1 protein-coding gene is annotated in these 957 nt (G+C 59.5%); it reads left to right on the top strand.

Annotated elements, in window-relative coordinates:
* Positions 1-138 precede the first annotated feature (138 nt).
* Positions 139-903, top strand: coding sequence for an IS6-like element IS6100 family transposase (locus tag OKC40_RS22620; protein WP_001389365.1), 765 nt, complete (start codon positions 139-141; stop codon positions 901-903).
* Positions 904-957 lie beyond the last annotated feature (54 nt).

The raw sequence follows: 957 nt of genomic DNA, 5'->3' as shown, positions 1-957 counted from the left end.
TGTTGTGCAGCCAGCTCCTGACAGTTCAATATCAGAAGTGATCTGCACCAATCTCGACTATGCTCAATACTCGTGTGGGCTCTGTTGCAAAAATCGTGAAGCTTGAGCATGCTTGGCGGAGATTGGACGGACGGAACGATGACGGATTTCAAGTGGCGCCATTTCCAGGGTGATGTGATCCTGTGGGCGGTGCGCTGGTATTGTCGCTATCCGATCAGCTATCGCGACCTTGAGGAAATGCTGGCGGAACGCGGCATTTCGGTCGACCATACGACGATCTATCGCTGGGTCCAGTGCTACGCCCCGGAGATGGAGAAGCGGCTGCGCTGGTTCTGGCGGCGTGGCTTTGATCCGAGCTGGCGCCTGGATGAAACCTACGTCAAGGTGCGGGGCAAGTGGACCTACCTGTACCGGGCAGTCGACAAGCGGGGCGACACGATCGATTTCTACCTGTCGCCGACCCGCAGCGCCAAGGCAGCGAAGCGGTTCCTGGGCAAGGCCCTGCGAGGCCTGAAGCACTGGGAAAAGCCTGCCACGCTCAATACCGACAAAGCGCCGAGCTATGGTGCAGCGATCACCGAATTGAAGCGCGAAGGAAAGCTGGACCGGGAGACGGCCCACCGGCAGGTGAAGTATCTCAATAACGTGATCGAGGCCGATCACGGAAAGCTCAAGATACTGATCAAGCCGGTGCGCGGTTTCAAATCGATCCCCACGGCCTATGCCACGATCAAGGGATTCGAAGTCATGCGAGCCCTGCGCAAAGGACAGGCTCGCCCCTGGTGCCTGCAGCCCGGCATCAGGGGCGAGGTGCGCCTTGTGGAGAGAGCTTTTGGCATTGGGCCCTCGGCGCTGACGGAGGCCATGGGCATGCTCAACCACCATTTCGCAGCAGCCGCCTGATCGGCGCAGAGCGACAGCCTACCTCTGACTGCCGCCAATCTTTGCAACAGAGCC

The organism is Aeromonas sp. QDB11 (assembly GCF_027705265.1).
GTDB classification, from domain to species: domain Bacteria; phylum Pseudomonadota; class Gammaproteobacteria; order Enterobacterales; family Aeromonadaceae; genus Aeromonas; species Aeromonas allosaccharophila.
The sequence above is the reverse complement of the archived record's forward strand: the minus strand, read 5'-3'. Positions and strand labels throughout refer to the sequence as shown.

What these genes read in the sequence shown, in the direction of transcription:
- OKC40_RS22620 (WP_001389365.1), top strand. Translation starts at nt 139, where the DNA reads ATGACGGATTTCAAGTGGCGCCATTTCCAGGGTGATGTGATCCTGTGG.